The organism is Streptomyces achromogenes (assembly GCF_030816715.1).
GTDB lineage: Bacteria > Actinomycetota > Actinomycetes > Streptomycetales > Streptomycetaceae > Streptomyces > Streptomyces achromogenes_A.
The window spans coordinates 686,559-711,789 of the sequence record NZ_JAUSYH010000001.1; the positions used below are offsets into that span (position 1 = coordinate 686,559).

Annotated in this window: 22 protein-coding genes and 1 pseudogene; 13 read left to right on the forward strand and 10 right to left on the reverse strand. The window is 73.9% G+C overall.

Annotated elements, in window-relative coordinates:
• The first annotated feature begins 321 nt into the window (after positions 1–321).
• Positions 322–777: a cyclic nucleotide-binding domain-containing protein gene (locus QF032_RS03075; RefSeq protein WP_307039744.1), complete on the forward strand. Its 456-nt coding sequence runs from the start codon at positions 322–324 to the stop codon at positions 775–777.
• Between the two features lie 26 nt (positions 778–803).
• Here QF032_RS03075 and QF032_RS03080 read toward each other — a convergent pair whose 3' ends face one another.
• A complete protein-coding gene (locus QF032_RS03080; protein ID WP_307054782.1) occupies positions 804–2,108 on the reverse strand; it encodes an MFS transporter in 1,305 nt (434 codons plus the stop codon).
• Positions 2,109–2,303: 195 nt separating this feature from the next.
• Positions 2,304–2,918 carry a LysE/ArgO family amino acid transporter gene (locus tag QF032_RS03085; protein ID WP_307039748.1) on the reverse strand — a complete coding sequence of 205 codons (615 nt, stop codon included), beginning with the start codon at positions 2,916–2,918 and terminating at the stop codon, positions 2,304–2,306.
• An 80-nt stretch (positions 2,919–2,998) separates the two neighbouring features.
• Here QF032_RS03085 and QF032_RS03090 point away from each other — a divergent pair, with 80 nt between their 5' ends.
• Positions 2,999–3,922: a LysR family transcriptional regulator ArgP gene (locus tag QF032_RS03090; RefSeq protein WP_307039750.1), complete on the forward strand. Its 924-nt coding sequence runs from the start codon at positions 2,999–3,001 to the stop codon at positions 3,920–3,922.
• 113 nt (positions 3,923–4,035) lie between these two features.
• Here QF032_RS03090 and QF032_RS03095 read toward each other — a convergent pair whose 3' ends face one another.
• Positions 4,036–4,761: a TetR/AcrR family transcriptional regulator gene (locus QF032_RS03095; protein WP_307039752.1), complete on the reverse strand. Its 726-nt coding sequence runs from the start codon at positions 4,759–4,761 to the stop codon at positions 4,036–4,038.
• A gap of 160 nt (positions 4,762–4,921) precedes the next feature.
• On the opposite strand from QF032_RS03095, the gene QF032_RS03100 reads away from it, so the two are divergent.
• Both QF032_RS03100 and QF032_RS03105 read left to right on the forward strand, forming a co-directional pair.
• Entirely contained in the window at positions 4,922–6,139 is a 1,218-nt protein-coding gene (locus QF032_RS03100; protein ID WP_307054785.1) for a saccharopine dehydrogenase C-terminal domain-containing protein, read from the forward strand.
• Positions 6,140–6,240: 101 nt separating this feature from the next.
• Complete coding sequence (locus tag QF032_RS03105; RefSeq protein WP_307039757.1) at positions 6,241–6,489, forward strand: WhiB family transcriptional regulator; 249 nt, start codon at positions 6,241–6,243, stop codon at positions 6,487–6,489.
• A gap of 36 nt (positions 6,490–6,525) precedes the next feature.
• Here QF032_RS03105 and QF032_RS03110 read toward each other — a convergent pair whose 3' ends face one another.
• From QF032_RS03110 to QF032_RS03125, 4 genes are read right to left on the reverse strand one after another with little or no spacing between them, the layout of a single operon-like run.
• Complete coding sequence (locus QF032_RS03110) at positions 6,526–8,361, reverse strand: sensor histidine kinase (protein ID WP_307054787.1); 1,836 nt, start codon at positions 8,359–8,361, stop codon at positions 6,526–6,528.
• Positions 8,358–9,059, reverse strand: a complete 702-nt coding sequence (locus tag QF032_RS03115) for a response regulator transcription factor (RefSeq protein ID WP_307039761.1) — start codon at positions 9,057–9,059, stop codon at positions 8,358–8,360. The genes QF032_RS03110 and QF032_RS03115 overlap by 4 nt, the downstream gene beginning before the upstream one ends.
• An 18-nt stretch (positions 9,060–9,077) precedes the next feature.
• Entirely contained in the window at positions 9,078–9,860 is a 783-nt protein-coding gene (locus QF032_RS03120) for a L,D-transpeptidase family protein (RefSeq protein WP_307054788.1), read from the reverse strand.
• A gap of 59 nt (positions 9,861–9,919) precedes the next feature.
• Complete coding sequence (locus QF032_RS03125) at positions 9,920–11,338, reverse strand: M1 family metallopeptidase (RefSeq protein ID WP_307054790.1); 1,419 nt, start codon at positions 11,336–11,338, stop codon at positions 9,920–9,922.
• A gap of 151 nt (positions 11,339–11,489) precedes the next feature.
• Between QF032_RS03125 and QF032_RS03130 the strand changes: the two genes are divergently transcribed.
• The gene (locus QF032_RS03130) at positions 11,490–11,849 is read left to right on the forward strand and encodes a DUF488 domain-containing protein (protein WP_306955089.1); all 360 of its coding nucleotides are present in this window, start codon (positions 11,490–11,492) and stop codon (positions 11,847–11,849) included.
• A 4-nt stretch (positions 11,850–11,853) separates the two neighbouring features.
• Here the strand turns inward: QF032_RS03130 and QF032_RS03135 are convergent, their stop codons facing one another.
• Both QF032_RS03135 and QF032_RS03140 read right to left on the reverse strand, forming a co-directional pair.
• A complete protein-coding gene (locus tag QF032_RS03135) occupies positions 11,854–13,527 on the reverse strand; it encodes an FAD-binding dehydrogenase (protein ID WP_307039768.1) in 1,674 nt (557 codons plus the stop codon).
• Positions 13,528–13,601: 74 nt separating this feature from the next.
• Positions 13,602–14,228, reverse strand: a complete 627-nt coding sequence (locus tag QF032_RS03140) for a TetR/AcrR family transcriptional regulator (RefSeq protein ID WP_307039770.1) — start codon at positions 14,226–14,228, stop codon at positions 13,602–13,604.
• Positions 14,229–14,356: 128 nt separating this feature from the next.
• Here QF032_RS03140 and QF032_RS03145 point away from each other — a divergent pair, with 128 nt between their 5' ends.
• The 3 genes from QF032_RS03145 (at position 14,357) to QF032_RS03155 (ending at position 17,144) form a co-directional block, all read left to right on the forward strand.
• A complete protein-coding gene (locus QF032_RS03145; RefSeq protein ID WP_307039772.1) occupies positions 14,357–14,992 on the forward strand; it encodes an alpha-ketoglutarate-dependent dioxygenase AlkB in 636 nt (211 codons plus the stop codon).
• A 157-nt stretch (positions 14,993–15,149) separates the two neighbouring features.
• Positions 15,150–15,899 (forward strand): MBL fold metallo-hydrolase, encoded by a 750-nt coding sequence (locus QF032_RS03150; protein ID WP_307039774.1) that lies wholly within the window; start codon positions 15,150–15,152, stop codon positions 15,897–15,899.
• A gap of 9 nt (positions 15,900–15,908) precedes the next feature.
• Positions 15,909–17,144 carry a DUF4032 domain-containing protein gene (locus QF032_RS03155; protein ID WP_306955082.1) on the forward strand — a complete coding sequence of 412 codons (1,236 nt, stop codon included), beginning with the start codon at positions 15,909–15,911 and terminating at the stop codon, positions 17,142–17,144.
• Positions 17,145–17,188: 44 nt separating this feature from the next.
• Here the strand turns inward: QF032_RS03155 and QF032_RS03160 are convergent, their stop codons facing one another.
• A complete protein-coding gene (locus QF032_RS03160) occupies positions 17,189–18,061 on the reverse strand; it encodes a universal stress protein (protein ID WP_306955081.1) in 873 nt (290 codons plus the stop codon).
• Positions 18,062–18,123: 62 nt separating this feature from the next.
• On the opposite strand from QF032_RS03160, the gene QF032_RS03165 reads away from it, so the two are divergent.
• The 5 genes and pseudogenes from QF032_RS03165 to QF032_RS03185 all read left to right on the forward strand — a co-directional run bounded on the left by QF032_RS03165 (position 18,124) and on the right by QF032_RS03185 (position 25,208).
• Positions 18,124–18,480: a VOC family protein gene (locus QF032_RS03165; RefSeq protein WP_306955079.1), complete on the forward strand. Its 357-nt coding sequence runs from the start codon at positions 18,124–18,126 to the stop codon at positions 18,478–18,480.
• A 142-nt stretch (positions 18,481–18,622) separates the two neighbouring features.
• The gene (locus QF032_RS03170; RefSeq protein ID WP_307039778.1) at positions 18,623–20,299 is read left to right on the forward strand and encodes an FAD-dependent oxidoreductase; all 1,677 of its coding nucleotides are present in this window, start codon (positions 18,623–18,625) and stop codon (positions 20,297–20,299) included.
• Positions 20,300–20,310: 11 nt separating this feature from the next.
• Positions 20,311–21,789, forward strand: coding sequence for an ATP-binding protein (locus QF032_RS03175; protein ID WP_373430459.1), 1,479 nt, complete (start codon positions 20,311–20,313; stop codon positions 21,787–21,789).
• Positions 21,786–22,140, forward strand: a pseudogene (locus QF032_RS03180) (UBP-type zinc finger domain-containing protein). Before QF032_RS03175 ends, QF032_RS03180 begins: the two are co-directional and overlap by 4 nt.
• 77 nt (positions 22,141–22,217) lie before the next feature.
• Positions 22,218–25,208 (forward strand): ATP-binding protein, encoded by a 2,991-nt coding sequence (locus QF032_RS03185; RefSeq protein ID WP_307054795.1) that lies wholly within the window; start codon positions 22,218–22,220, stop codon positions 25,206–25,208.
• Positions 25,209–25,231: the final 23 nt, after the last annotated feature.

Genomic DNA, 25,231 nt, shown 5'->3' on the forward strand with positions numbered 1-25,231 from the left:
GCGTCCGGGACCGCCACCCGGCCTACGTCAACTGAGGCCGCCCGGGCGGCAGATGAGGTGAAGCAGGTCACGCAACCGGGTTTTTGGTGTGCCAAATCCCTGCGAATGGTTTACCGTTCATACATACGTGATGGTCGGGGTCGACTCACTTCTCCCCCGCGCCCCACGCTCGTACCGCCCTGGCTGGCTTCCCCCGTCCAGCCAGGGCTTTTCTCTGCCCGAACCCGGAAAGCCCCCTCCGCCGAGGTGCCCGGGGCGTCCCGAACGGCTGAAATGGAAGAGGCAAGCACCCCCGACGACCGCCGGCGAGAGGCCCGCGCCATGACCAGAGCGACCAAGCTGCTGACCGCCCTTCCCCCGCCCCAGCGCCAGCGCCTGATGACCCTCGCCCGCGAGGTCTCCTTCCCCGAGGACGCCCGGATCTTCGAGGCGGGCGGTACGGCCGACCGCTTCTGGATCCTGCGCTCCGGTGCGGTCTCGCTCGTCCAGCAGGTGACGTCGCTGCGCCGCGTGACCGTGGCCGGCCTCGGCTCCGGCGACCTGCTCGGATGGTCGTGGCTGTTCCCGCCGTACCGGTGGGACTTCGGCGCGGAGGCCTTCAGCCCCGTACGGGCCTACGAGTTCGAGGCGCAGCCGGTGCTCAAGCTGTGCGAGGAGGACCCGGCGCTCGGCCTGACGCTGGTGCGGATCGTGGCCGAGATCCTCGCGCACCGGCTGGAGATGACCCGGGGCAAGCTCATGGAGCAGTACGGGACGCACCGGCGCGGAGTGCTGTAGCGGCACGCGCCGCCCGGCTCCCCGGGTCAGAGGCGGTACCGGCGCAGCGCGGGCACCGCGGCCGCCAGGCCCAGCATCGCCACGATCACCAGCAGACCGCCGCCCGTCACGGCCGTGCGGGGCCCGAAGGCCGCCCCCGCCGTGCCGTGCAGAACGTCCGCCAGCCGCGGGCCGCCCGCCACCACGACCGTGAACACCCCCTGCATACGGCCGCGCATCTCGTCGGTGGCCGCCGACAGCAGGATCGCCCCGCGGAACACCATGGAGACCATGTCGGCGACGCCGGCACAGGCCAGGAACAGCACGGCGAACCACAGGCTGCCGCTCAGCCCGGCGCCGGCGATCGCCGCGCCCCACGCGACCACCGCGCCGATGACCATCCAGCCGTGCCGGCGCGCCCGGGAGAAGGTGCCGGACAGCAGTCCGCCCGCCACCGCGCCGACGGGGATCGCGGCGAACAGCAGGCCTAGGGCGAGCCCCTCGCCGTAGGGGGCGTACGTCTCGGCGGCGAGCTGCGGGAACAGGGCGCGGGGCATGCCGAAGACCATGGCGATGACGTCGGCCAGGAAGGACAGCAGCAGCACCTTGTGCCGGGCGATGTAGCGGAATCCCTCCGCGATCTGCCGGATTCCCGCACGCCGGACCGTCGCGGTCCCCGCGGGCGGCAGCGCGGGCAGGCGGACCACGGCCCACAGGGTGACGCAGAGCGCGACGGCGTCGAGGAGGTACAGCTCCGGCAGACCGATGACGGGGATCAGGGCGCCGGCGAGCAGCGGGCCCGCGACCAGACCTGTCTGCATGACCGTCGAGCCGAGGGCGTTGGCGGCGGCCAGTTCGCCGGCGGGGACCAGCCGGGCGATGGAGGCGTTGCGAGCCGGCGCGTTCAGGCCGAAGAACGCCTGCTGGGTGGCGAGCAGCAGCATCAGCACGGCCACCGAGCCGAGGCCCGCCGCCGCCTGGAGCCAGAAGAGCACCGAGGTGACGGCGATGCCGCTGTTGGTGACCAGCAGCAGCTTTCGCCGGTCGACGGTGTCGGCGACCGCGCCGCCCCACAGCGCGAAGAGCACCATCGGCGCCAGTCCGGCCAGGCTCGCGTATCCGACCCAGGCGGAGGAGCCGGTGATGTCGTAGATCTGCTTGGGCACGGCGACCGCGGTGAGCTGGCTGCCCACCGCCGTGACGACCGTGGAGGACCACAATCTCCGGTAGGCCGGCCGGCGCAGCGGGCGCGTGTCCATCGCCCAGCGGCGCCAGCCGGGCCGGGGGCGGCCTCGCGGGCTCGGCTCGGTCTCCTCGGCCTCTGCTGCGGTGCCGCTCTCGCTCGTGTCCACGCGAATCCTGGTTGCTCGATACATCTTTCGGGTCCGGGGTCACTATCCCAGTACCTGGCGGGGTTATGCCGCCCTTTGGACGAGCGATCTCAGCAGTCGGACGCCACTGTTCTCCCGACGCCCGCCACACGGCCTCGCCGGCCCTCCCGCCGACCGGGCCGGTGCGCAACTCCCCCGGCCCGGGTTCCGGGCGGTTCAGGCCCCCGCGACGAGCGTCACGCCGAGGACGATCATCGTGGCGGCGACCAGGCCGTCCAGGACGCGCCAGGCCGAGGGCCGGGACAGGAAGCGGCCGAGCAGCCGGGCCCCGAAGCCCAGCGCGGCGAACCAGCACACGCTGGCGAGCGCGGCGCCGAGGCCGAAGGTCCAGCGCAGCGGACCGCGGTCGGCGGCGACCGAACCGAGCAGGAAGACGGTGTCGAGGTAGACGTGCGGGTTGAGCCAGGTCATGGCCAGGCAGGTCAGGACCGCGCGCCGGCGGGAGCCCGCCGGGCCGCCCCCGGTCACCAGCGCGCCCGAGGGCCGGAACACCCGCCGGGCCGCCAGCGCCCCGTAGCCGAGCAGGAACAGGCCGCCGATCCAGGCGACCGCGGTCAGCGCGCCGGGCCAGGCCGTCACCAGTGCGCCCACCCCGCCGACACCGAGCGCGATGAGCAGGGCGTCCGAGAGGGCGCAGATCCCGACGACGGCGAGGACGGCCTCCCGCCGGATCCCCTGGCGCAGGACGAAGGCGTTCTGGGCGCCGATGGCGACGATGAGCGAGAGACCGGTGCCGAACCCGGCGGTCGCGGCGGCGAGAGCGTGGGACATGCCGTCCACGCTAGGGAGGCGATCACCGTGCGTACAGCTAAAGATTCTTACGTATCATCAGCGTTCGTGATGACGACGTGATGACGGACCTGCCCCTCGACCAGGTGCGCACCCTGCTCGCCGTGGTGGACGAGGGCACCTTCGACGCGGCCGCCGCCGCCCTGCATGTGACGCCGTCGGCGGTCAGTCAGCGGGTCAAGGCCCTGGAGCAGCGCACGGGCCGGGTGCTGCTGCTGCGCACCAAGCCGGTGCGGGCGACGGAGTCCGGGGAGATCGTCGTGCGGTTCGCCCGCCAGCTGGCCCGGCTGGAGCGCGACGCGCGGTCCGAGCTGGGCATGAGCGCGGAGGGTGAGCCCACCCGGGTGACCGTCGCGGTGAACGCGGACTCCCTCGCGACCTGGTTCCTGCCCGCCCTGTCCCGGGTGCCGCGGGAGCCGCCGCTCTGTTTCGAACTCCACCGCGAGGACGAGACGCGCACGGCGGAACTGCTGCGCGAGGGTCTGGTGATGGCCGCGGTGACCTCGTCGCCCGACGCGGTCACCGGCTGCTCCGTGCGCGCACTGGGCACGATGCGCTATCTGGCCGCCGCGAGCCCGGAGTTCGCGGCCCGCCATCTCGCCGACGGCCCGCTGCGCGAGACCCTGCCCCGGGCGCCCGTGATGACGCTGGACCGCAGCGACGACCTCCAGGACGCCTTCGTGCGCGGCCTGCGGCGCGGGGCGGGCGGCGCGAGCGCCCTGCGCCACGCCGTGCCGACCTCGGAGGGCTTCGTGGCCTCGGTCGTCGCGGGCTTCGGCTGGGGCATGGTCCCCGAAGCACAGGCCGAAGCGTCGCTGCGGACGGGTCGGCTGCTCTCCCTCGCCCCGCGCCGGCCCCTCGACGTCCCCCTGTACTGGCAGCAGTGGCGGCTCGACTCGCCCGCCCTGGCAGCGGTCGCGGACGCGGTGGCGGCGACGGCGGCCGAGACCCTGCACCCTCCCCGCCGGGACGCACCACGGCACTAGCCGACCAGCGGCGCAGGAGTGGCCGCCTGCCCCATGGCCGGCCAGCCATAGGGCGGGGCCGCACTCAAGGGGCGGCGGGCCGCCAGGGCTCGGACCCGGGGCCCGGCGGGCCGTCACGACTCGGCGGGTCCGTGCTCGCGCAGGGTCGCCAGCCGGGTCTGGGCGCTGTCCAGCAGCATCTCCAGCGCGGTCGGGTAGGCGCTGGTCACCATGCGGGTCGACAGCAACGCGGCCGCCTCGGCGATCCGGGGGTGGGTCTCGGCGGGCAGCCGGGCGTAGGTCGAGCGCCACATCCCCTCGTCGGCGCGCTGCGCGGCCCTCGGCAGGGCCAGGGCCGCGGCGTCCAGGGCTGCGAAGGCCAGGGTCTGGTCGATGAAGGCGTGGTAGATCCGCACGGTCTCCGGCAGCGGGAAGCCGGCGGTGCGCAGCACGTCCAACACGGCCTCGTCGGCGGCGAGTTCGTTGGCCCGGCCGGTCACCCGGCTCGTGGTGAGCTGGGCGGCCTGCGGGTGGGCGACATAGGCGGCGTGGATGCGCACGCCGACGGCGTGCAGGTCGGCCCGCCACTGTCCCGTCGGCCGCCAGCCGCGCAGCGCCTCGCCGATGAGGGCGTCGCCGATGGCCAGCGTGAGGTCGTCCATGCCCCGGAAGTAGCGGTAGAGCGTGCTGGGGTCGCAGTCGAGGGCGAGGCCGAGGCGGCGGGCGGTGAGTCCGGTGCTGCCGTGCTCGCGCAGCAGCCGCAGCGCGGCCTCGACGATGAGCCGCTCGGACAGCACCGTGCCACTCCTGGTGGGCCGGCGTCTGCGCCGCCTCTCCTCGGGCACTACCTGTTTGGCCATTCGCCCCGACGCTCCCTTCGGCCTGTCGCCGTCACGCCCGCACCCGCGGGCTCCATCCTTATGCCAACGCCATTGACCTTACGCGAGCCCCGGGCGTTGTATCGGAGCCGGGCCCGCTTCGCACCCGTCGTTCTCAGGTTCAGCCGAGGGAGTTCTTCTCATGCGTGTTCTGCTCGTCGGCGCCGGCGGTGTGGGCACCGCCGTCACCCGCATCGCCGCCCGCCGTCCGTTCTTGGAGGCGATGGTGGTCGCCGACTACGACCCCGCCCGCGCCGAGGCCGCCGTCGCCGCTGTGGACGGCGACGAGCGGTTCCTCGCCGAGCGGATCGACGCCGCCGACGAGGCGGCCGTGGCGGCCCTGCTCGCCCGTCACCGCTGCGACGTCCTGCTCAACGCCACGGACCCGCGTTTCGTGATGCCGCTGTTCGGTGCGGCGCGCACGGCCGGCGCCACCTATGTCGACATGGCGATGTCGCTGTCCCGCCCGCACCCGGAACGGCCGCACGAGGAGTGCGGCGTCAAGCTCGGCGACGCGCAGTTCGCGGAGGCCGACGACTGGGCGGCGGCCGGCGCCCTGGCGCTGGTCGGCATGGGCGTCGAGCCGGGTCTCTCGGACGTCTTCGCCCGGTACGCGGCCGACGAGCTGTTCGACGAGATCGAGGAGATCGGCGTTCGTGACGGCGCGAACCTCACCGTCGAGGGCTACGACTTCGCCCCCTCCTTCAGTATCTGGACCACGATCGAGGAGTGCCTGAACCCTCCGGTCGTCTACGAGGCCGACCGCGGCTGGTTCACCACCGCGCCCTTCAGCGAGCCCGAGGTGTTCGACTTCCCCGAGGGCATCGGGCCGGTGGAGTGCGTCAACGTGGAGCACGAGGAGGTGCTGCTCGTGCCGCGCTGGGTGAAGGCGGGGCGGGTCACCTTCAAGTACGGCCTGGGCGCGGAGTTCGTCGAGACGCTCAAGACGCTGCACCGCCTGGGACTGGACGGCACCACGCCGGTGACGGTGCCGGGCGAGCGGGGACCGGTGCGGGTCTCGCCCCGGGACGTGATGGCCGCCTGTCTGCCCGACCCGGCCACGCTGGGCGAGCTCATGCACGGCAAGACCTGCGCGGGAACCTGGGTGCGCGGCGTCAAGGACGGGGCGCCCCGCGAGGTGTACCTGTACCACGTGGTCGACAACCAGTGGTCGATGGCCGAGTACGGCAGCCAGGCCGTGGTGTGGCAGACGGCGGTCAACCCGGTCGTCGCCCTCGAACTGCTCGCGACGGGCGCATGGTCGGGGGCGGGCGTCCTCGGACCCGAGGCGTTCCCGGCCCGGCCGTTCCTCGACCTGCTGACGGAGTACGGCTCGCCGTGGGGGCTCCGGGAGCAGTGAACGACTTTCCGGGCGCGCCCTGTTTCGCTTCCGCCTCGCCGGTGACCCGATCAGGAGCAACCATCCGGAACATCACAGACGAGAGATCGCAGGTGACTTCGATGGACGACTGGCGACAGCACGCCGCGTGCCGCCGCGAGGACCCGGACCTCTTCTTCCCGATCGGCACCTCGGGCCCGGCACTGATGCAGGAGGAACAGGCGAAGACGGTCTGCCGGCGCTGCCCCGTGCAGGAGGCGTGCCTGGAGTGGGCCATGGAGACCGACCAGACGCTCGGCGTGTGGGGCGGCACGAGCGAGACGCAACGCCGCGCCCTCAAGCGGCGCATCAAGGCGCGACGCAGTTCGTGACCGTGAACACGGGTCGGAGGAACGGGCCTTGACGCCTCAGCCGTCTCCCGGCGGCGGCGCGGCGGGGAGCCGCAGGGTGAACACGCTGCCCTCGCCGGGGGTGCTGGCCGCTTCGGCCGTGCCACCGTGGGCGTCCGTCAGCTGGCGCACGATCGGCAGACCCAGCCCGCTGCCGCCGGTGCGCCGGCTCCGCGACTTCTCCGCCCGCCAGAACCGCTCGAAGACGTGCGGCAGATCTTCGGGGGCGATGCCCGTGCCGGTGTCGGCGACCTCCAGCACGACCAGGTCGCCGTCGCGGCGGGCGGTCAGCGTGACCGTGCCGTCCGCCGGGGTGTGGCGCACGGCGTTGGCGACGAGGTTGCCGAGGACCTGCCGCAGCCGCACGGGGTCGGCGTCCAGCCACACGGCGTCGTCGGTCCCGGTGCGCAGGGCGACCCCGGCGGTGTCGGCGGCCACCCGGTGCGCGGCGGCGACCTGGGCGAGCAGATCGTCGGCGGGCACCGGTTCACGGTGCAGGAGGAGGGTGCCGGCGTCGGCGGCGGCGAGGTCGCGCAGGTCGTCGATGACCCGCTGCAGGACCAGCGCCTCCTCGTGCAGCGCGCCGAGCAGTTCGGCGTCGGGTTCGACGAGACCGTCGCGGGTGACCTCCAGCCAGCCCCGGATGTTGGTGAGCGGACTGCGCAGTTCGTGGGCCACGTCCGCCACGAGGGCCTTGCGCTGCGCCTCCAGCCGTTCCCTGCGTTCGGCCAGGTCGTTGAACGCCTCCGCGAGGATGCCGGTCTCGTCCCGCGTCGTGACGGGAACCCGCGCGTGCCGGTCCGGGGGCTGCTGCGCGGCCTCCGTGAGGGCTCGCAGGGGGCGGACGAGACGGGTGGCGACGAGGGCGCTCACCGCGACGGTGACGGCCAGCACCAGCCCGGCCACACCGACGACCTTCGCCTTGTTGGCCGGTGACATGTCCCAGCGGGGCTGCGCGCCGGTGTCCCCGCCGCCCAGGAACAGTTCGGCGACGGGGGCCACGTACGGATCGAGCTGAACGCGGCGGCCTTCCTCGAGGCAGGTCTGCGCCGCCCGCACCGCCTTGGCGCCGCGCGCCTTCCCGAACACGGGCCCGGGGGTCGCGTCCCGGCCGAGGACGCCGGTCGTGCCGAGGCCGAAGAACAGCGGCGTCCCGGGATCCAGGCCCGCGCGGGTCAGGCAGCCGGCCGCGTGCCCCTGGAGCGCGGCCAGCGCCTTCTCCTCGCTGGGCATCGAGGTGTTGAGCCGGCCGTCCGCGCACTCGTCGGGCACATAGCCGGACGAGGTCGTGCCGTCGGCGTCCTCGACCACCGGGCGGCCGCTCGGGGTCCGGGTCACGGTCGTCTCGACGCCGTACCGGGCGAAGCACGCCTGCCGGTCATGGGCGGCGGCGTCGAGCTCGCCGCGTTCCCCGGAGGTGAGCCGGTAGGGGCCCACCGCCCGCGGATCGGTGCCGCTGAGCTGGGCGCCGCGCTCGGTGTACGTGTCGGTGCGCAGCGGGTCGACGGTGGCGGCGGCGCGCGGCGGCAGCGATGTGCCGCGCGGCGCCGAGTCGGCGAGCAGGGTGCGGTCGGGCGTGGTGAGGGCGATGCGCCTGCCGGTCCTCGCGGACAGCTCACGGACCGTGTCCTGGACGCCGGTCCACTCGGGATGGGTCGCCGCGTAGCCGCTGAGCCGCGCGAGGATGTCCATGTCGTCGGCGAGCGCCTGGCCCTGTTCCTCCCGCAGCGCGCGGGTCGTGGTGGTCACCGCCAGCCAGGCGGTCGCGGCCACCGAGCACACGGCGATGAGGACGGACGCGCTCAGCAGCCGGACCAGCAGGCGTTTGCGCAGCGGTATCCGGGTACGCTTCACGGCCGGCCGCCGCTCAGCTTGTAGCCGACGCCGAACACGGTGAGCAGCCGCGCGGGCTTGCGCGGGTCGGCCTCGATCTTGCGGCGCAGGTTCATGATGTGCACGTCGACGGCCCGTTCGGTGGAGGAGCGGTCGAAGCCGCGGGTGCACTGGAGCAACTGCCGCCGGGAGAAGACCCTTTCGGGTTCGGCGGCCATGGCCAGCAGGATCTGGAACTCGGCCGGTGTGCATTCCACCGGCTCGCCCTCGCAGCGCACCTCGTGCCGTTCCGGGTCGACGGTGAGCCCGGCGGCCCGTACGACGGGGCCGTCCCGCCGGTCGTCGCCGGCCCGTCCGCTGCGCCGCAGGACGGTGCGGATGCGGGCCATCAGCTCGCGCGGGCTGTACGGCTTGGTCATGTAGTCGTCGGCGCCGAGCTCGAGGCCGAGCAGGAGGTCGTCCTCGGCGGCGCGGGCGGTCAGCATGAGCACCGGGATGTCGTCGTCGCCCTGCCGCAGCACCCGGCACACCCCGAACCCGTCGACGACCGGCAGCATGAGGTCGAGGACGACGAGGTCCGGCCGGTCCCGCCGTACCGCCTCCAGCGCGGCGGAGCCGTCGTGCACGACGGTGGCGGTGTGGCCCTCGGCGAGCAGCGAGCGGCGGATGAGCTCGGCCTGCATCGCGTCGTCCTCGGCCACCAGTACATGAGCGCACACGCGACTACTCCGTCTTCCTCAGCGGGCCAGAGAGGCATGGTCGCCCATGACGACCACGGGGTGCAGGGCGGGGTCGAGGGTGCGCAGCAGTTCCCTCATGTGGCGCTCGGCGATGCTCACGCATCCGTGGGTGGGGCCGCCGTGGTCGACGTGGAACCAGATCCCGCCGCCGCGGCCCGCGCCGAGCGGGCGGGTCCAGTCGAGCGGGGAGACGCCGGGCGTGCGGTTGTAGTCGATGGCGACGACGTAGTCGAAGGAGCCCTCCAGCGACTCGCCCTCGAACCCGGTGCCCGGCGAGCGGAAGCCCCTGCCGTGGTCGTAGGGGAGTTTCGTGCCGGGGTCGGGCAGCAGGCCACCGGCGTCGCTGAGGGTGTAGACGCCGATGGGCGAGCGCAGGTCGCCGCCCATGTGATGGTCGGTCCAGCCGCGCAGGGCGTTGTGCGCGGGCCGGCGCTCGCCGGCCTGCCAGCCGGTCGCGGTGCGCCGGTAGAGGACGACGGCGGAGAGCGGGGAGTTCTTGCCGCGGCCGGTCACCACGACCGCCTGCCGGGCGTCGCCCGGCACCTGGGACCAGGTCCTCGGCCCCAGGCCCGGTATCCGCTGCGGCACGGTCCGGGCGGCGGCCCCGGGCGCGGGGGTGCTCGGCGCGGCGCTCACCGCTGCGGGGTCGGGGGGTGCGCCGTCGGCCCCGGCCCCGGCTCCGTCGGGGGCCGCGGCGCCGCCGCATCCGGTGAGCAGCAGGGATGCGGCGAGCAGCAGGGCCCGGGGGCGGGGCAGGGGCCGGGGCGGGTTGGCGATCATGGGTCGACTCTCGCCGACAGGTGTGTGGAACTCGTCAGGTTGCGGGGTCTGTTCGCCGCCTACGGCGTGACGGGCTTGCCCCGGCCGTAGAGCCAGGTCCGGAACAGGTCGCCGAGGTCCTTGCCGGACGTCCGTTCCGCGAGGCGTTCGAACTGGGCGGTGGTGCCGTTGCCGTTGCGGTGGGCGGCCGCCCAGGCGCGCAGGACGCGGAAGAAGGCGCGGTCCCCGACGGTGGTGCGCAGGACATGCAGGGTCATGGCGCCGCGGGCGTAGACCGGGGTGTCGAAGATGTTCGCGCCGCTGCCGGGGTCGCCGGGCGGGAACGCCCACAGCTCGTCGGTGGCCGGGAGGGCGTACAGGCCGTCGAAGGTCTTCTGGGCGCTGTCGCCGCCGTGCTGCTCGGCGTAGAGCCACTCGGCGTAGGTGGCGAAGCCCTCGTTGAGCCAGATGTCCTTCCAGGAGGTGAGGGATACGGAGTCGCCGAACCACTGGTGGGCGCTCTCGTGGACGAGGGTGCTCAGGGAGGGCGCCCGGTCGTACACCGGCCGGGTCTGGGTCTCCAGGGCGTAGCCGACGTTCGGCGCGTGGTCGACGATCGACCCGGCGGCGCGGAACGGGTAGGGCCCGAACAGCCGGCTCTCCCACTCCAGCACGGACGGCAGTTTCTTCAGCACCGGCGCGGCGGCCGCGGCCTCGCGCGGGTCGACGGCGTTGTAGACCCTGAGTCCGTCGCGGGTGGTGTACTGCTCGACCTGGAACTTCCCGACGGTCGCGGTGGCGAGGTAGGCGGCCATGGGCTCCTGCTGCCGCCAGCGGTAGGTGGTCCTGCCGTGCGCGGTGCGCTGTCCGAGCAGGACGCCGTTGGCGACGGCGGCGCGGCCGGCGGGGACGGTGATGGTGAAGTCGTAGGAGGACTTGTCGAGGGGGTGGTTGTTCGCCGGGAACCAGGTCATGGCGCCCTGCGGCTCACCGGCGACGAAGGCGCCGTCGTCGGTGGGGATCCAGCCGTCCAGGGAGCCGTCGGGGTCGGTGACCGGGCCGGGGGTGCCTTTGTAGGTGACGGTGACCTGGAAGCGCTCGCCCTTGCGCAGCGCGCGTTTCGGGGTGACGACGAGTTCCTGGCCCTGGCGGCGGTGTGCGGCCTTGACGTGATCGACCGTCAGGCCGGTGACCTTCAGCCCCTGGAAGTCGAGGTCGAAGCGGGTGAGCCGCTGGGTGGCGCGGGCGGTGAGGACCGCCCTGCCGTCGAGGCGGCGGCTGCCGGGGTCGTAACGGAGGGTCAGGTCGTAGTGGGTCACGTGGTAGCCGCCGTTGCCGGCCAGCGGGAAGTAGGCGTCGCCGACGCCGGCCGCGCCTGTCGGTCCGGCCGCGGTGGCGGGTCCCGCCACGGCCAGCAGCGCCGCCACGGCGACGGGGACGGTGGCGGCGACGGTTTCACGGCGCAGCAGGGCGGTGGGGCGTCTGCGGGGATGTGTCACGTGCGCTCCTGGGGGGGTGGCGTGTGATCAAACGTCCTCAGACTAGGACCGGACGCCGCCGTGTTCCCCCTCATTCAGGTCAAGCCGAACGGTGCCCTCGGGCGCCCCGGGCCTACGATCGACATGATCCGCCAACCCGAGGACGGCCATCATGAAGGTCCGCGTACGTCGCGTCTACGACCCGCCCGAGCCGGAGGACGGCGTGCGGGTGCTGGTCGACCGGCTGTGGCCGCGTGGGGTGTCCAAGGAGGCGGCTCGCGTCGACGAGTGGCCCAAGGGACTCACCCCGTCCACGGAGCTGCGCCGTTGGTACCACGCGGGCGAGGGCTCCCACGAGGAGTTCGCCCGCCGTTACGAGGCGGAGCTCACCGAGCCCGAGGCATCCGAACTCCTCGACCACGTACGCGGGTTGATGGCGAAGGGACCGGTGACGCTGCTCACCTCCGCGAAGTCACCGGAGCAGAGCCACACGGCGGTGCTGGTCCGCCTGCTGGAGGCGGACCAGCACTGACGGCTCAGCCGGTCTGCTTCGCCGCGGCCCGTCCCGCCGCCCGCCCGGAGAAGAGGCAGCCGCCGAGGAAGGTGCCTTCGAGGGCGTTGTAGCCGTGGACGCCGCCACCGCCGAAGCCGGCCACCTCGCCCGCCGCGTACAGGCCCTCGACCGGCTGCCCGTCGGCGCCCAGGGCGCGTGAGTCGAGGTCGGTCTGGATGCCGCCGAGCGTCTTGCGGGTGAGGACGTGCAGCTTGACGGCGATCAGCGGGCCGGCCTCGGGGTCGAGGACGCGGTGCGGGGTGGCGACGCGGCCGAGCCGGTCGCCGATGTAGCGGCGGGCGTTGCGCATGCCCTGGACCTGGGCGTCCTTGCTGTACGGGTTGGCGATCTGCAGGTCGCGGGCCTGGATCTGCCGGCGCAGTCCTTCCACGTCGAGCAGCGGCTTGTCGGTCAGCGCGTTCATCTTCCCGACGAGGTCGTCGAGGGTGTCGGCGATCACGAAGTCCGCGCCGTGGTCGAGGAACGCCTGCACCGGCGCCGGGGCGCCCTTGCCGAGCAGCCGGTCGCGCAGCACGGCCCGGCGGTCCTTGGCGGTGATGTCGGGGTTCTGCTCGGAGCCCGACAGCGCGAACTCCTTCTCGATGATCCGGCGGGTGAGGATGAACCAGGAGTGGTCGTGTCCGGCGATGTCCTCCGTCGTGCGCAGGTACTTGAGCGTGCCGAGGGTGTCGTAGCCGGGCAGGCACGGGTCGGGCAGCCGGCGGCCGAGGGCGTCGAACCACAGGGAGGACGGGCCGGGCAGGATGCGGATGCCGTGGCCGGGCCAGATGGGGTCCCAGTTCTGGACGCCCTCGGTGTAGTGCCACATGCGGTCGCGGTTGACCAGCCGGACGCCGGCCTCGGCGCTGATGTCGAGCATCCGGCCGTCGACGTAGGCGGGCACGCCGGTCACCATCTCGGCGGGGGGCGTGCCGAGGCGCTCGGGCCAGTAGCGCCGCACGATGTCGTGGTCGGCGCCGATGCCGCCGCTGGTGACGACCACGGCCCGGGCGGTCAGCTCGAAGTCGCCGAGCGGATCGCGGCTGGAGGCGACGCCGCGCGCGGAGTCGTCGGGGGCGAGGACCGTGCCGCGCACGCCGCGGGCGGCGCCGTCCTCCATGACCAGCGCGTCCACGCGGTGGCGGTGGTGGAAGGTCAGCAGCCCGTCGCGGGCGGCCTGCTTGGCGTACCGGACGAACGGATCGACGACGCCGGTGCCCGTCCCCCACGCGACGTGGAAGCGGGGTACGGAGTTGCCGTGCCCGTCGGCGCGCAGATCGCCGCGTTCGGCCCAGCCGACGGTCGGCACGAAGGAGATCCCGTGCCCGGCGAGCCAGCTGCGCTTCTCCCCCGCCGCCCACTCCACGTAGGCGCGCGCCCAGCGCACCGCCCAGGAGTCCTCGTCCTCGGTCCGGTCGAACTGCGCGCTGCCCTGCCAGTCGTTCCAGGCGAGGTCGAAGGAGTCCTTGATGCCGAGGCGGCGCTGCTCCGGGGAGTCGACGAGGAAGAGCCCGCCGAAGGACCAGAACGCCTGGCCGCCGAGGTTGGCGGCGTTCTCCTGGTCGACCAGGGCGACCCGCCTGCCTCTGCTGGTGAGTTCGTGCGCCGCGACCAGGCCGGCGAGGCCCGCTCCGACGACGATGACGTCCGCGTCCATGGCGACCGTTGCCCTTCTGTCCGAGTCTGTCTCAGACCGTCTGAGTCTGTCTGTGGTGGTGGTGCGCGTGGGTGTCAGGCGTGGTGTCCGCTGCCGTCGGTGAGCAGCGCGGTGAGCAGTTGCTTCAGCCAGGCGCGGGCGCTGTTCACGTCCTTGTCCAGCAGCAGTTGGGTGGTGACTCCGTCGTAGGCGGCGACCACCGCGCGGGCGGCGTGGTCGCCGTCGCGAAGCACGGCGGGCAGGGGGGTGTGGCCTTGGGCCCGGGACAGCCGGTCGGCGATCGCGCGGCGCAGCCGGGCCCGGTGTTCGAGCAGGGTCCGCGCGACGGCCGGGTCGCGGGCGGCGTGCACCAGGAAGTCCGTCTTGACCAGCAGCCAGTCCAGGTCGAGGAGGAGCACCTCGGTGACGCGGTCCACGGAGGCCGGCACGTCGAGGTCGGGACCGTCGCCGGCGAGGGCGTCGGCGACCTGCCGGGCGATGACGTCCGCGCGCTCCTGGTAGAGGGCGAAGAACAGTTCGTCGAGGCTGCCGAAGTTGGAGTAGAAGGCGCCCCTGCTGTAGCCGGCGGCCTCGCAGACCTCCTCGATGGAGACCCGGCCGAAGCCCTTGGCGGCGAACACGGCGAAGGCGGCGTCGAGCAGGTTGGCGCGGGTGCGGACGCGGCGCCGGGTGACGCGTCCCGTCGTCTGCCGGGCTGCCATGGCCGCACCTCCGTTCGATACGCGAATGTATCCGATACACCGATGTATCGAAAGGGGCCGCCGAACGGCCCCGCCCCCGCAGGCGTGCCGGAACGAACAGGTTTTCGATTCGGGCGTACGCTGGGACCATGACCGCGCACCACCTCCAGGGCTCCCTCTTCGACCAGAGCGACGATCCGCGCCTCGGTCCCCTCGACGGCCTGCGCCGCACCGTGCTCGGCGCGGGCGCCTGGATCGACGTACTGCCGGGCTGGCTCACCGGCTCGGACACCCTGTTCGCCCACCTCGCGGCCGAGGTCCCCTGGCGCGCCGAGCAGCGCAGGATGTACGACAACGTCGTCGCCGTCCCGCGTCTGCTGGCGTTCTACGGCGAGGGCGCGGCGCTGCCCCATCCGGTGCTGGACGAGGCCCGCCGGGCACTGTCCGCGCACTACGCCGGGGAACTGGGCGAACCGTTCGTCACCGCCGGCCTCTGCCACTACCGCGACGGCCACGACAGCGTCGCCTGGCACGGCGACCGCATCGGCCGCGGCGCCGACCGGGACACGATGGTCGCGATCGTCTCCGTGGGCTCCCCTCGCGACCTGCTGCTGCGCCCCGCGGGCGGGGGCGCGGGCGGGACGGTGCGGCGCCCGCTCGGCCACGGCGACCTGATCGTGATGGGCGGCTCCTGCCAGCGGACCTGGGAGCACTGCGTCCCCAAGTCCGGCCGCGCCGCGGGGCCGCGCATCAGCGTCCAGTTCCGCCCGCGCGGGGTGCGCTGACACCGGGCGCGTGCGCGGCACACCGGCCGCGGGCGGCCGTTCGCGGGTGCGGCCGACTCGGAACCCCGCCGTCCGCATCCGTCGGGTGATCTGCTTTGCTGTCCCCCGTCGAGCACGAACCTCCAGGACGACGAACCTCCAGGACACGGGGACGGCCATGCGGGCAGACGTACGGCAAGTGGCGGACGGCACCTACCTGGTGCACGGCTCGCACACCAACTGGGTGATCCTCTCCGAAGGGGACGCCCTCACCCTGATCGACACCGGATACCCGGGCGACCGCGAGCAGGTCCTCGACTCCCTTGCGGCGGTGGGCGGTTCGCCCGAGGCGCTCACGGCCGTACTGATCACCCACGCCCACAACGACCACCTGGGCTCCGCCGAGCACCTGCGCTCGGTGTACGGCGTCCCGGTCTATCTGCACGAGGCCGAAGTCCCGCACGCCCGCCGGGAGTTCCTCCAGCAGGTGAGCGTCGGGGCGGTCCTGCGGAACGCCTGGCGGCCCGGTGTCGTGCCGTGGCTGGTGCACGTGCTGCGCTCCGGCGGCACCGAACAGCACCCGGTCACCGCGCCCGAGGCGTTCCCGGTCGCCGACGGCCCACTCGACCTGCCCGGCCGGCCTGTGCCCGTGCACACCCCGGGCCACACCGACGGCCACACGGTGTACCACCTGCCGCGGACGGGGATCGTCGTCTCCGGCGACGCGCTGGTCAGCGGTCACGCGACCTCACGGGTGAAGGGGCCGCAGCTGCTGCCGGACATGTTCCACCACGAGCGGGCCCGCGCCGTCGCGTCGCTGGACGTGATCGGCGGCCTGGCGGCCGACCGGCTGCTGCCCGGGCACGGCCCGCTGCACGAGGGGTCCGTGCGGGCGGCGGCCGAGCTGGCCCGCGAACGCGCCGTCTAAGGTCGGGCCATGGCTTTGCAGATCAGCGCCACCAACCCGGAGCACCCGGCACTCCTGCTGGAGCTGCCCTGGCACCTGCCCCTGGAGGAATGGCCCGAGGAGGTCCTCGTCCCGCTGCCGCGCGGCATCTCCCGCCACGTGGTGCGCTACGCCCGGGCCGGCGACGAGGTCATCGCCGTCAAGGAGCTCGCCGAACGGCCGGCGCTGCGCGAGTACGAGCTGCTGCGCGACCTGGACCGGCTCGGCATCCCCTCCGTCGACCCGCTTGCCGTGGTCACCGGCCGCACCGGCCCGGGCGGGGGCTCCCTGGAGCCGGTGCTGGTCACCCGGCATCTGGGCGGTTCGCTGCCGTACCGGTCGATGTTCGAGACGACGATGCGCCCGGCGACCATGCACCGGCTGATGGACGCCCTCGCCGTGCTGCTGGTGCGGCTGCACCTGGCCGGTTTCGCGTGGGGCGACTGCTCGCTGTCCAACACGCTGTTCCGGCGGGACGCGGGCGCCTACGCCGCCTACCTCGTGGACGCCGAGACCGGTGACCTGCACCCGCAGCTCAGCCCCGGCCAGCGCGACTACGACCTCGACCTCGCCCGGGTCAACATCAGCGGCGAGCTGCTCGACCTGGAGGCCTCGGGGGCGCTGCACCCGTCCGTGGACCCGATCGAGTTCGGCACCGAGATCTGCGGCCGCTACGGGGCGCTGTGGCAGGAGCTGACCCGCACCTCGGTGTACCCGGCGGGCAAGTACCACTACATCGAGCGCCGCATCCGCCGGCTCAACGAGCTCGGCTTCGACGTCGCCGAGATGCAGATCGAGCACTCCTCCAACGGCGACTCGGTGGCCTTCGTGCCGAAGGTCGTGGACGCCGGCCACCACCAGCGCCAGCTGCTGCGGCTGACCGGCCTGGACACCGAGGAGAACCAGGCCCGGCGGCTGCTCAGCGACCTCGAGAGCTGGATGGCCACCCAGGACGACTACGCCCCGGGCGACCCCCTCGCGGCCCGCCCGGAGGTGCTGGCGCACCGCTGGGTGCGGGACGTGTTCCGGCCCACCGTGCGCGAGGTCCCCCTCGAACTGCGCGGCTCCATGGACCCGGCGGAGATCTACCACGAGCTGCTGGAACACCGCTGGTACCTCTCGGAGCGCGCGCAGCACGACATCGGGCTCGACACGGTGGTCGCCGACTACATCACGAACATCCTGCCCAAGGCACGCGAGACCCTGGAACCGACGCTGCCGGAGTGAGCAGGCCCCGGTCAGCCCCGCCTCGGCCCCCGCTCAGCGCCGCGTCAGCCCTGCGGCACGACGGCGACCGGGCAGTCCGCGTGATGCAGGACGCCGTGCGCCACCGAGCCGATCCTGGCGCCCACGGCCGTGCGGTGGGCGCGTCTGCCGACCACCATCAGCTGCGCCCGGCCGGACACCGAGAGCAGCACCTGCCCGGCGCTGCCCATCTCCACGTGCTCCACCACGGGCACGTCCGGGAACCGCTCCCGCCACGGCTCCAGGGCCGCGGCCAGCGCCTTCTTCTCGTACGGCTCGAGACCGCCGGCTTCGTCGGCGAGCCGGAGCGAGCCGGGGCTGTAGGCGAACACGGGCGGCAGCGTCCAGGCCCGCACGGCCCGCACGGCCGCGCCCCGGGCCACGGCGGTCTCGAAGGCGAATCGCAGCGCATGGGCGCTGTCCTCGGGGTCGCCCTGCTGCCCGACGACGATCTCCTGACCGCCGGCCTCGGCCGAGGCCCGGTCGCCCGCACGCACCAGCACCACCGGGCGCGCGGCCTCGGCGATCACCTGCTGGCCGACCGAGCCCAGCAGGAACCCGACCACCGGCCCGTGCCCGCGGGAGCCGAGCACCAGCAGCTCCGCCTCCGCCGCCGCGGCGACCAGCGTCTCGACCGGGCCGCCCTCGCGGACGTCGGTGGCGACGGTCAGTCCGGGGTGGCGCTCGGCGATCTCCGCGACGCTCCGCTCGGCCGCGTCCCGCACCCAGCGTTCCTGCGCGTCCCGGTCTGCCACGTCCTGCGCCGCGTTCGGCTGGAACCGCCAGGCGTGCACCACCCGCAGCTCCAGGTCGCGCCGGACGGCCTCGCGGGCCGCCCAGGCGAGCGCCGCGAGGCTCTCGTCCGTCCCGTCGACCCCTGCTGTGATCGGGCCCGTCATCCCGCCGCCTCCTCGTGTCGTGATCACATCCGTCCGGCCCCAGTCTTCACTACGCTGCGGGCATGGCTTTGGAGTGGGAGCAAGTGATCGTCGACTCGGCCGATCCGGTGGCGCTCGGGCGCTGGTGGGCGGCGGCCCTCGGATGGGTCGTGGTCGACGACTCGCCCGACGAGTACGAGATCCGACCGGAGCGGGACCGGCTGCCGGGCCTGCTGTTCGGCCGGGCGCCGGAGGCGAAGACGGTCAAGAACCGGCTCCACCTGGACTTCCGGCCGGACGACCGGGACGCCGAGGTCGCCCGTCTGGTCTCGCTGGGGGCCCGGCACGTGGACATCGGCCAGGGCGAGCAGCCGTGGGTGGTGCTGGCCGACCCGGAGGGCAACGAGTTCTGCGTCCTGGGCGAACGGCGGCCTTCTTGACCGGGGGCGCCCGGTACCGACCTCGCGGCGCGCTCCGCCGGTGTCCCGGAGCGGACCGGGGCGATCGAACATACGATGGGCACAGCCGGCGCGGTCTTCGCCGTGCCGCCACGAACGACGACCCTCTCGGGGTGGGAGACGTATGGCACAGGCCGCCGATTCGGCGCGGACCGTCATCCTGACCGTGGACGACGACCCGGGTGTATCCCGTGCCGTCGCCCGTGACCTGCGGCGCCGCTACGGCGCCGGGTACCGGATCGTGCGCGCCGAGTCCGGGGAGTCCGCACTGGAGGCGCTGCGCGAGCTGAAGCTGCGCGGCGACCTGGTGGCGGTGATCCTGGCCGACTACCGGATGCCGCAGATGAACGGCATCGAGTTCCTCGAACAGGCGCTGGACGTGTATCCGGGCGCCCGGCGGGTGCTGCTGACCGCCTACGCGGACACGAGCGCCGCGATCGACGCGATCAACGTCGTCGACCTCGACCACTACCTGCTCAAGCCGTGGGACCCGCCGGAGGAGAAGCTCTACCCGGTGCTGGACGACCTGCTGGACGCCTGGCGCGCCAGCGACTACCGGCCCGTGCCCGCCACCAAGGTCGTCGGGCATCGCTGGTCGGCGCGGTCCTCCGAGGTGCGGGAGTTCCTGGCCCGCAACCAGGTGCCCTACCGCTGGTACTCCGCCGACGAGCCCGAGGGGCAGCGGCTGCTGGCCGCGGCCGGCGTGGACGGGCAGCGCCTCCCGCTGGTGGTCACCGCGGAGGGCACCCCCCTCGTCGAGCCGGACGCGCCCGAGCTGGCCGCGCAGGTGGGGCTGGCTACCACGCCGACGGCCGAGTTCTACGACCTGGTGGTGATCGGCGGCGGCCCGGCCGGGCTCGGCGCGGCCGTGTACGGGGCCTCCGAGGGCTTGCGGACGGTGCTCGTGGAACGCTCGGCGACCGGCGGCCAGGCCGGGCAGAGCTCCCGCATCGAGAACTACCTGGGCTTCCCGGACGGAGTGTCCGGAGGCCAGCTCACCGAGCGGGCGCGCCGCCAGGCCGCCAAGTTCGGCGCGGAGATCCTCACCGCACGCGAGGTGACCGGACTCGAGGTCAACGGTTCGGCTCGGGTGGTGCGCTTCTCGGACGGCTCGGCGGTGGCCGCGCACAGTGTGATCCTCGCGACGGGCGTGTCCTACCGGCAGCTGGCGGCGCCCGGCTGCGACGACCTGACCGGCTGCGGGGTGTTCTACGGGTCCGCGCTCACGGAGGCGGCCTCCTGTCAGGGGCACGACGTGTACATCGTGGGCGGCGCCAACTCGGCCGGGCAGGCGGCGATGTACCTGTCGCGGGGCGCCAAGTCCGTGACGCTGCTGGTGCGCGGGGAGTCGCTCACGGCGTCGATGTCGCACTACCTGATCCAGCAGATCGAGGAGGCGCCCAACATCTCGGTGCGCGCCCGGACGGTCGTCGAGAGCGCGCACGGGGAGGGGCATCTGGAGCAGCTGACGCTGCGGGACGTGGCCACCGGGCAGAGCGAACTCGTCGACGCGCAGTGGCTGTTCGTGTTCATCGGCGCGGCCCCGCTGACCGGCTGGCTGGACGGCGCGGTGCTGCGCGACGAGCGCGGCTTCATCCTCGCCGGCCCCGACCTCACGCCGGACGGGCGGCCGCCGGCGGAGTGGGAGCTGGACCGGCCGCCGTACCACCTGGAGACCAGCATCCCCGGCGTGTTCGTGGCGGGCGACGCGCGCGCCGAGTCCGCGAAACGCGTCGCGTCCGCCGTCGGAGAGGGAGCCATGGCCGTGATGCTCGTCCACCGGTACCTGGAGCAGTCGTGAGCGGGCGGCTGATGCCGTGCAGCCCGGCCGAGATCAGCTCGCTGTTCCTGTTCGAGAAGCTCTCCCCCGACCAGCTGGGACGGCTGTGCGGCGAGGGGCGGGTGGAGAAGTTCGAGCCCGGCCCGGTGTACACCGAGGGTGATCCGGCGACCTGCTTCTACGTGATGCTCGAGGGCTCGGTCGTGATGTACCGGCGGGTCGGCGGGGACGACATCGAGGTCAGCCGCACCTCCCAGCGCGGGGTGTACGCCGGGGCCATGCAGGCCTACCTGGGCGACCGGGTGCCTCAGGTCTACCAGAACTCGATGCGGGTGACGGAGCCGACCCGGTTCTTCGTGCTGCCCGCCGAGTCCTTCTCGGCGGTCATGCGGGAGTGGTTCCCGATGGCGGCCCACCTGCTGGAGGGGCTGTTCTTCGGTTCGAAGAACACCCAGCGGGCCGTCGGCCAGCGCGAACGGCTGCTGGCGCTGGGCTCGCTGTCGGCCGGTCTCACGCACGAGCTGAACAACCCGGCGGCGGCGGCCGTGCGGGCCACCGCCACGCTGCGCGAACGGGTGGCGAAGATGCGGCACAAGCTGGCCGTGATCGCCTCCGGCGGCTACGAGCCGGCGGCGCTCACCCGGCTGATCGAGATACAGGAGCGCACCGCCGAACTGGTCGCCAAGGCACCGCCGTTGAGTCCGCTGGAGGCCTCCGACCGGGAGGACGCGCTCGCCGACTGGCTGGACGACCACGACATCGCGGAGGGCTGGCGGATCGCTCCGACCTTCGTGCAGGCCGGACTCGACGTGGACTGGCTGGAGCAGGTGGCGGACGCCGTCGACGAGGACATCCTGCCGGGCGCGATCGGATGGCTCAACTACACGGTCGAGACCGAGCTGTTGATGGACGAGATCGACGACTCGACCAACCGGATCTCCCATCTCGTCGACGCCGCCAAGCAGTACTCCCAGCTCGACCGCGCCCCCTACCGGGTCGTCGACGTGCACGAACTCCTCGACTCCACCCTGCTGATGCTCGGCGGCAAGATCGGCCGGCGCATCCAGGTCGTCAAGGACTACGACCGCACGCTGCCGAAGATCCCCGCCTACCCGGCCGAGCTCAACCAGGTGTGGACCAACCTCGTCGACAACGCCGTGTTCGCCGTCGACAGCGCCGGCGGCGAAGGCACGCTGACGGTGCGGACCGCGCGGGAGGGCGACCGGCTGCTGGTGGAGTTCCGTGACACCGGCCCCGGCATCCCGCCGGACATCCGGAGCCGCATCTTCGACCCGTTCTTCACCACCAAGCCGGTGGGCGAGGGCACCGGTCTGGGCCTGGACATCTCGTGGCGGATCGTCGTCAACAAGCACCACGGCGGCCTGCACGTCGAGTCCGTGCCGGGCGACACCCGTTTCCAGGTCCTGCTGCCGCTGACCGCCCCCGACCCCGGCGCCGACGGCGACGGCGACGGCGACCAGGACCCCGAGACCCCCGAGGAGCCCGTATGACCGACGTGGACGGCATCGACCCGAGCGTCCCGCCCAGCGGTGACGGCTGCGTCGACTGCGACGCCGCGGGCGGCTGGTGGTTCCACCTGAGGCGCTGCGCGAGCTGCGGGCACGTCGGCTGCTGCGACTCCTCCCCCGCCCAGCACGCCACCGCCCCACCACAAGACGACCGGGCACCCCCTGGTCCGCAGCTTCGAGCCCGGCGAGGAGTGGTTCTGGGACTACTCCAGCGACGAGCTCTACGAGTCGGGGCCGGAACTGGCCCCGCCGCTCAGCCACCCCGTGGACCAGCCGACGCCGGGGCCCGCCGGGCGGGTGCCGCGGGACTGGGCGCGATCCCTGCACCGCTGACGCCGCCAGGTCCTCGCTCCCGGCCTCCGTCCCTGGTCGCGGCCCGCCTCGTCGGTGGCGCGTGCCAGGATGGAGGCGTGTCGCAGACCGTGTTCAGCACTCCGTTCATCGGCCGGGAAGAGGAACTCGCCCGGCTCTTCGGCGTGCTGGAGCGCGCCCGCGACGGCGAGGCGCGGGCCGTGCTGCTCGCCGGGGACGCGGGCGTCGGCAAGACCCGTGTGCTCGGGGAGGTCGCAGCGCGAGCCGCGCAGTCCGGCCTGACCGTGCTGACCGGCCACTGCGTCGACCTCGGCGACGTGGGCCTGCCCTATCTGCCGTTCACCGAGATCCTCGGCGCGCTGGCGGCCGACGAGCGGTTCGCCGCCGTCCTCTCCGCGCATCCGCTGGTCGGCCGGCTGCTGGGCGCGGGCTCCGGCGGCGCGCCGGACGACGGGGATCCCGCCCGCGCCGCCGGCGCAGAGGGCCGGCTGCGGCTGTTCGAGGGGATGGCGGCGCTCCTGGCCGACCTGTCGCGGGCCGCTCCGCTGCTGCTCGTCCTGGAGGACCTGCACTGGGCCGACCAGTCCTCCCGGGACCTGCTGCGCTTCCTGCTCAGCCGCGGGTTCCTGCAACGGCCGGCGGGCGACGGACGGGGCCACCGGCTGGCGGTGCTGGCCTCCTACCGTGCGGACGACCTGCACCGTCGGCATCCGCTGCGCCCGCTGCTGGCGGAGCTGGTACGGCTGCCGGCCGTGGACCGGCTGGAACTGCGGCCGCTGGCGGACGCGGAGGTGACCCGCCTGGTGCGGTCCCTGGAGGAGCGGCCTCTCCCGGACGCCACGGTGCGCGGGATCGTGGCGCGCGCGGAGGGCAACGCCTTCTACGCGGAGGAGCTGTCCGCCGCCGCCTGTGCGGAGGCCGGCGGGATGCCCAGCGGTCTGGCCGATCTGCTGCTCATCCGCGTCGAGCAACTCCCCGACGCCGCGCAGCGGGTGCTGCGGACGGCCGCCGTCGCCGGCCGGCGGGTGGAGCACGCCCTGCTGCGGGACGCTATGGGCCTGCCGGAGGACGAGCTGGAGTCGGCGCTGCGCGAGGCCGTCGGCCGCCGGCTGCTGGCCGCGGGCGACGACGGCACGTACGCCTTCCGGCACGCGCTCGCGCGCGAGGCGGTGTACGCCGATCTGCTTCCGGGCGAACGGGCCCGGCTGCACGGCGCGTTCGCCCGGCTGCTGGCCGGCCGGGGCCGGCGCGCCGAGACGGCGGCGGAGCGGGCGCACCACTACCGCGAGAGCCATGACCTGCTCGAGGCCCTCGCGGCCTCGCTGGAGGCCGCCGACCACGCCCAGCACGTCGGGGCGCCGGCCGAGGAACTGCGGCATCTGGAATCCGTCCTCGACCTGTGGGAGTCGGTGCCCGCCGAGGCGCTGCCGTCGGGCGAGGGGGCCGACCGGGTCACGCTGATGCTGCGCGCCTCGGCGGCGGCCGCGCACGCGGGAGAGGCGCATCGCGCCGTCTCCCTGACCCGGTCCGCGCTCGCGGGCGTCGGCCGGGACGCGGACTCCGAGCTCGCCGCGCGGGTGCGGTACACGCTCGCCGGCACCCTGATGAACGTGGACAGTCTGTCGGCCGCCTTCGCCTACAGCAGTGAGGCGCTGGCGATGATCCCCGCCGAACCGCCCTCGCCCACCTGGGTGTGGGCCGCGGCCACCCATGTGCTGGCGGCGCGTCAGGTCGGCGACTCCGTCACCGCCCTGCGGGTCGCACGGCAGGCGCTGGACGTCGCGGAGCGGCTGGACATGACGGACGCGCGCGCCGATCTGCTGGTCTCGCTGGCCAACCTGGAGGGCGACGGCCGCCGCTCCCCCGAGGGCCGGGCCCGTCTGGAGGAGGCGCGTGCGCTCGCCCTGCTCGGCGGCAACGCCTCCGTGGAGATGCGCGCCCTGTTCACCCTGGCCATCGGCGCCTACGAGGCCGGGGAACCGCAGGAGTGCCTGCCCTGGCTGGCCGAGGGCCTGGACCGGGCCCGCCGCGCCGGGCTGCTGTCCTCTCCGTACCCGCTGGAGATGCGCTATCTCCAGCTGCTCGTGCTCTACACCCTGGGCCGCTGGGACGAGTGTCTGCGCACGGCGGCCGTCGATCTGGCGGTGCTGCCCGCCTCGGGCGGCTTCGCGGTCGGCCCCACGCTGTACGTGGCTCTCGCGCGCGGCGAGCGGAGCGGCGTCGAACGGGCCCGGGGCCTGCTCGAGGGGCGCTTCGACTGGATGGCGACGCTCGTCGCGGGCATCGTGCTGACGGACGCGGCGGCCTCGAGCGGCGACCCGGAGACGGCGGTGGCGCGGCTGCGGTCCTCGGTGGAGTCCCTCACGGACGAGGCGGGCACGCCCCCCGACGCCACCGTACGGCTCACCGCGCTCGCCCTCACGGCCGTCGCCGACGCGGCCGCCGAGGCGCGGCACGCCGGTGACGAGGCGACGGCCCGCCGCTGGGCGGCCGTGGCCGCGGAACTCCTGGAGCCCGCCCGGGCGGTGGCCCTGCGCGGCGGGACGGGCGGCCCGCAGGGGCCGGAGGGGCGTGCCTGGCTGGCCCGCGCCGAGGCCGAAGGCGCCTGGGCCGCCGCGGGACCGGACCCGGCGCTCTGGAAACAGGCCGTCGCGGCGTTCGGCCGGGGCGACGTGTACGAGCTCGCGCGGTGCCGGCTCCGGTACGCGCAGGCCCTGCTCTCGGCCGGCCGCCGCGAGGAGGCCGCCGCCGAGGCCGGGGCGGCCCGGGAGACGGCCGTCCGACTGGGGGCCGGCCCGCTGCGGGAGCGGGTGGACGCCCTGGTCCGGCGCGGCCGCCTCGCGGGCGCAGCGGCGGACGCCCGGGACCGTGCGACGCCGCTGACGGCGCGGGAGCGGGAGGTGCTGCGGCTGCTCGGGCTCGGCCGCAGCAACCGGCAGATCGGCGAGGAGCTGTTCATCAGCGGTAAGACGGCGAGCGTGCACGTCTCCAACATCCTCGCCAAGCTCGGTGCGGCGAGCCGTACCGAGGCTGTGGCGATCGCCTACCGCGAGCGGCTGCTGGAACCGGCGGCCGGCGCGTCGGACTGAGCCTCGCGCGAAAGCCGCGAACA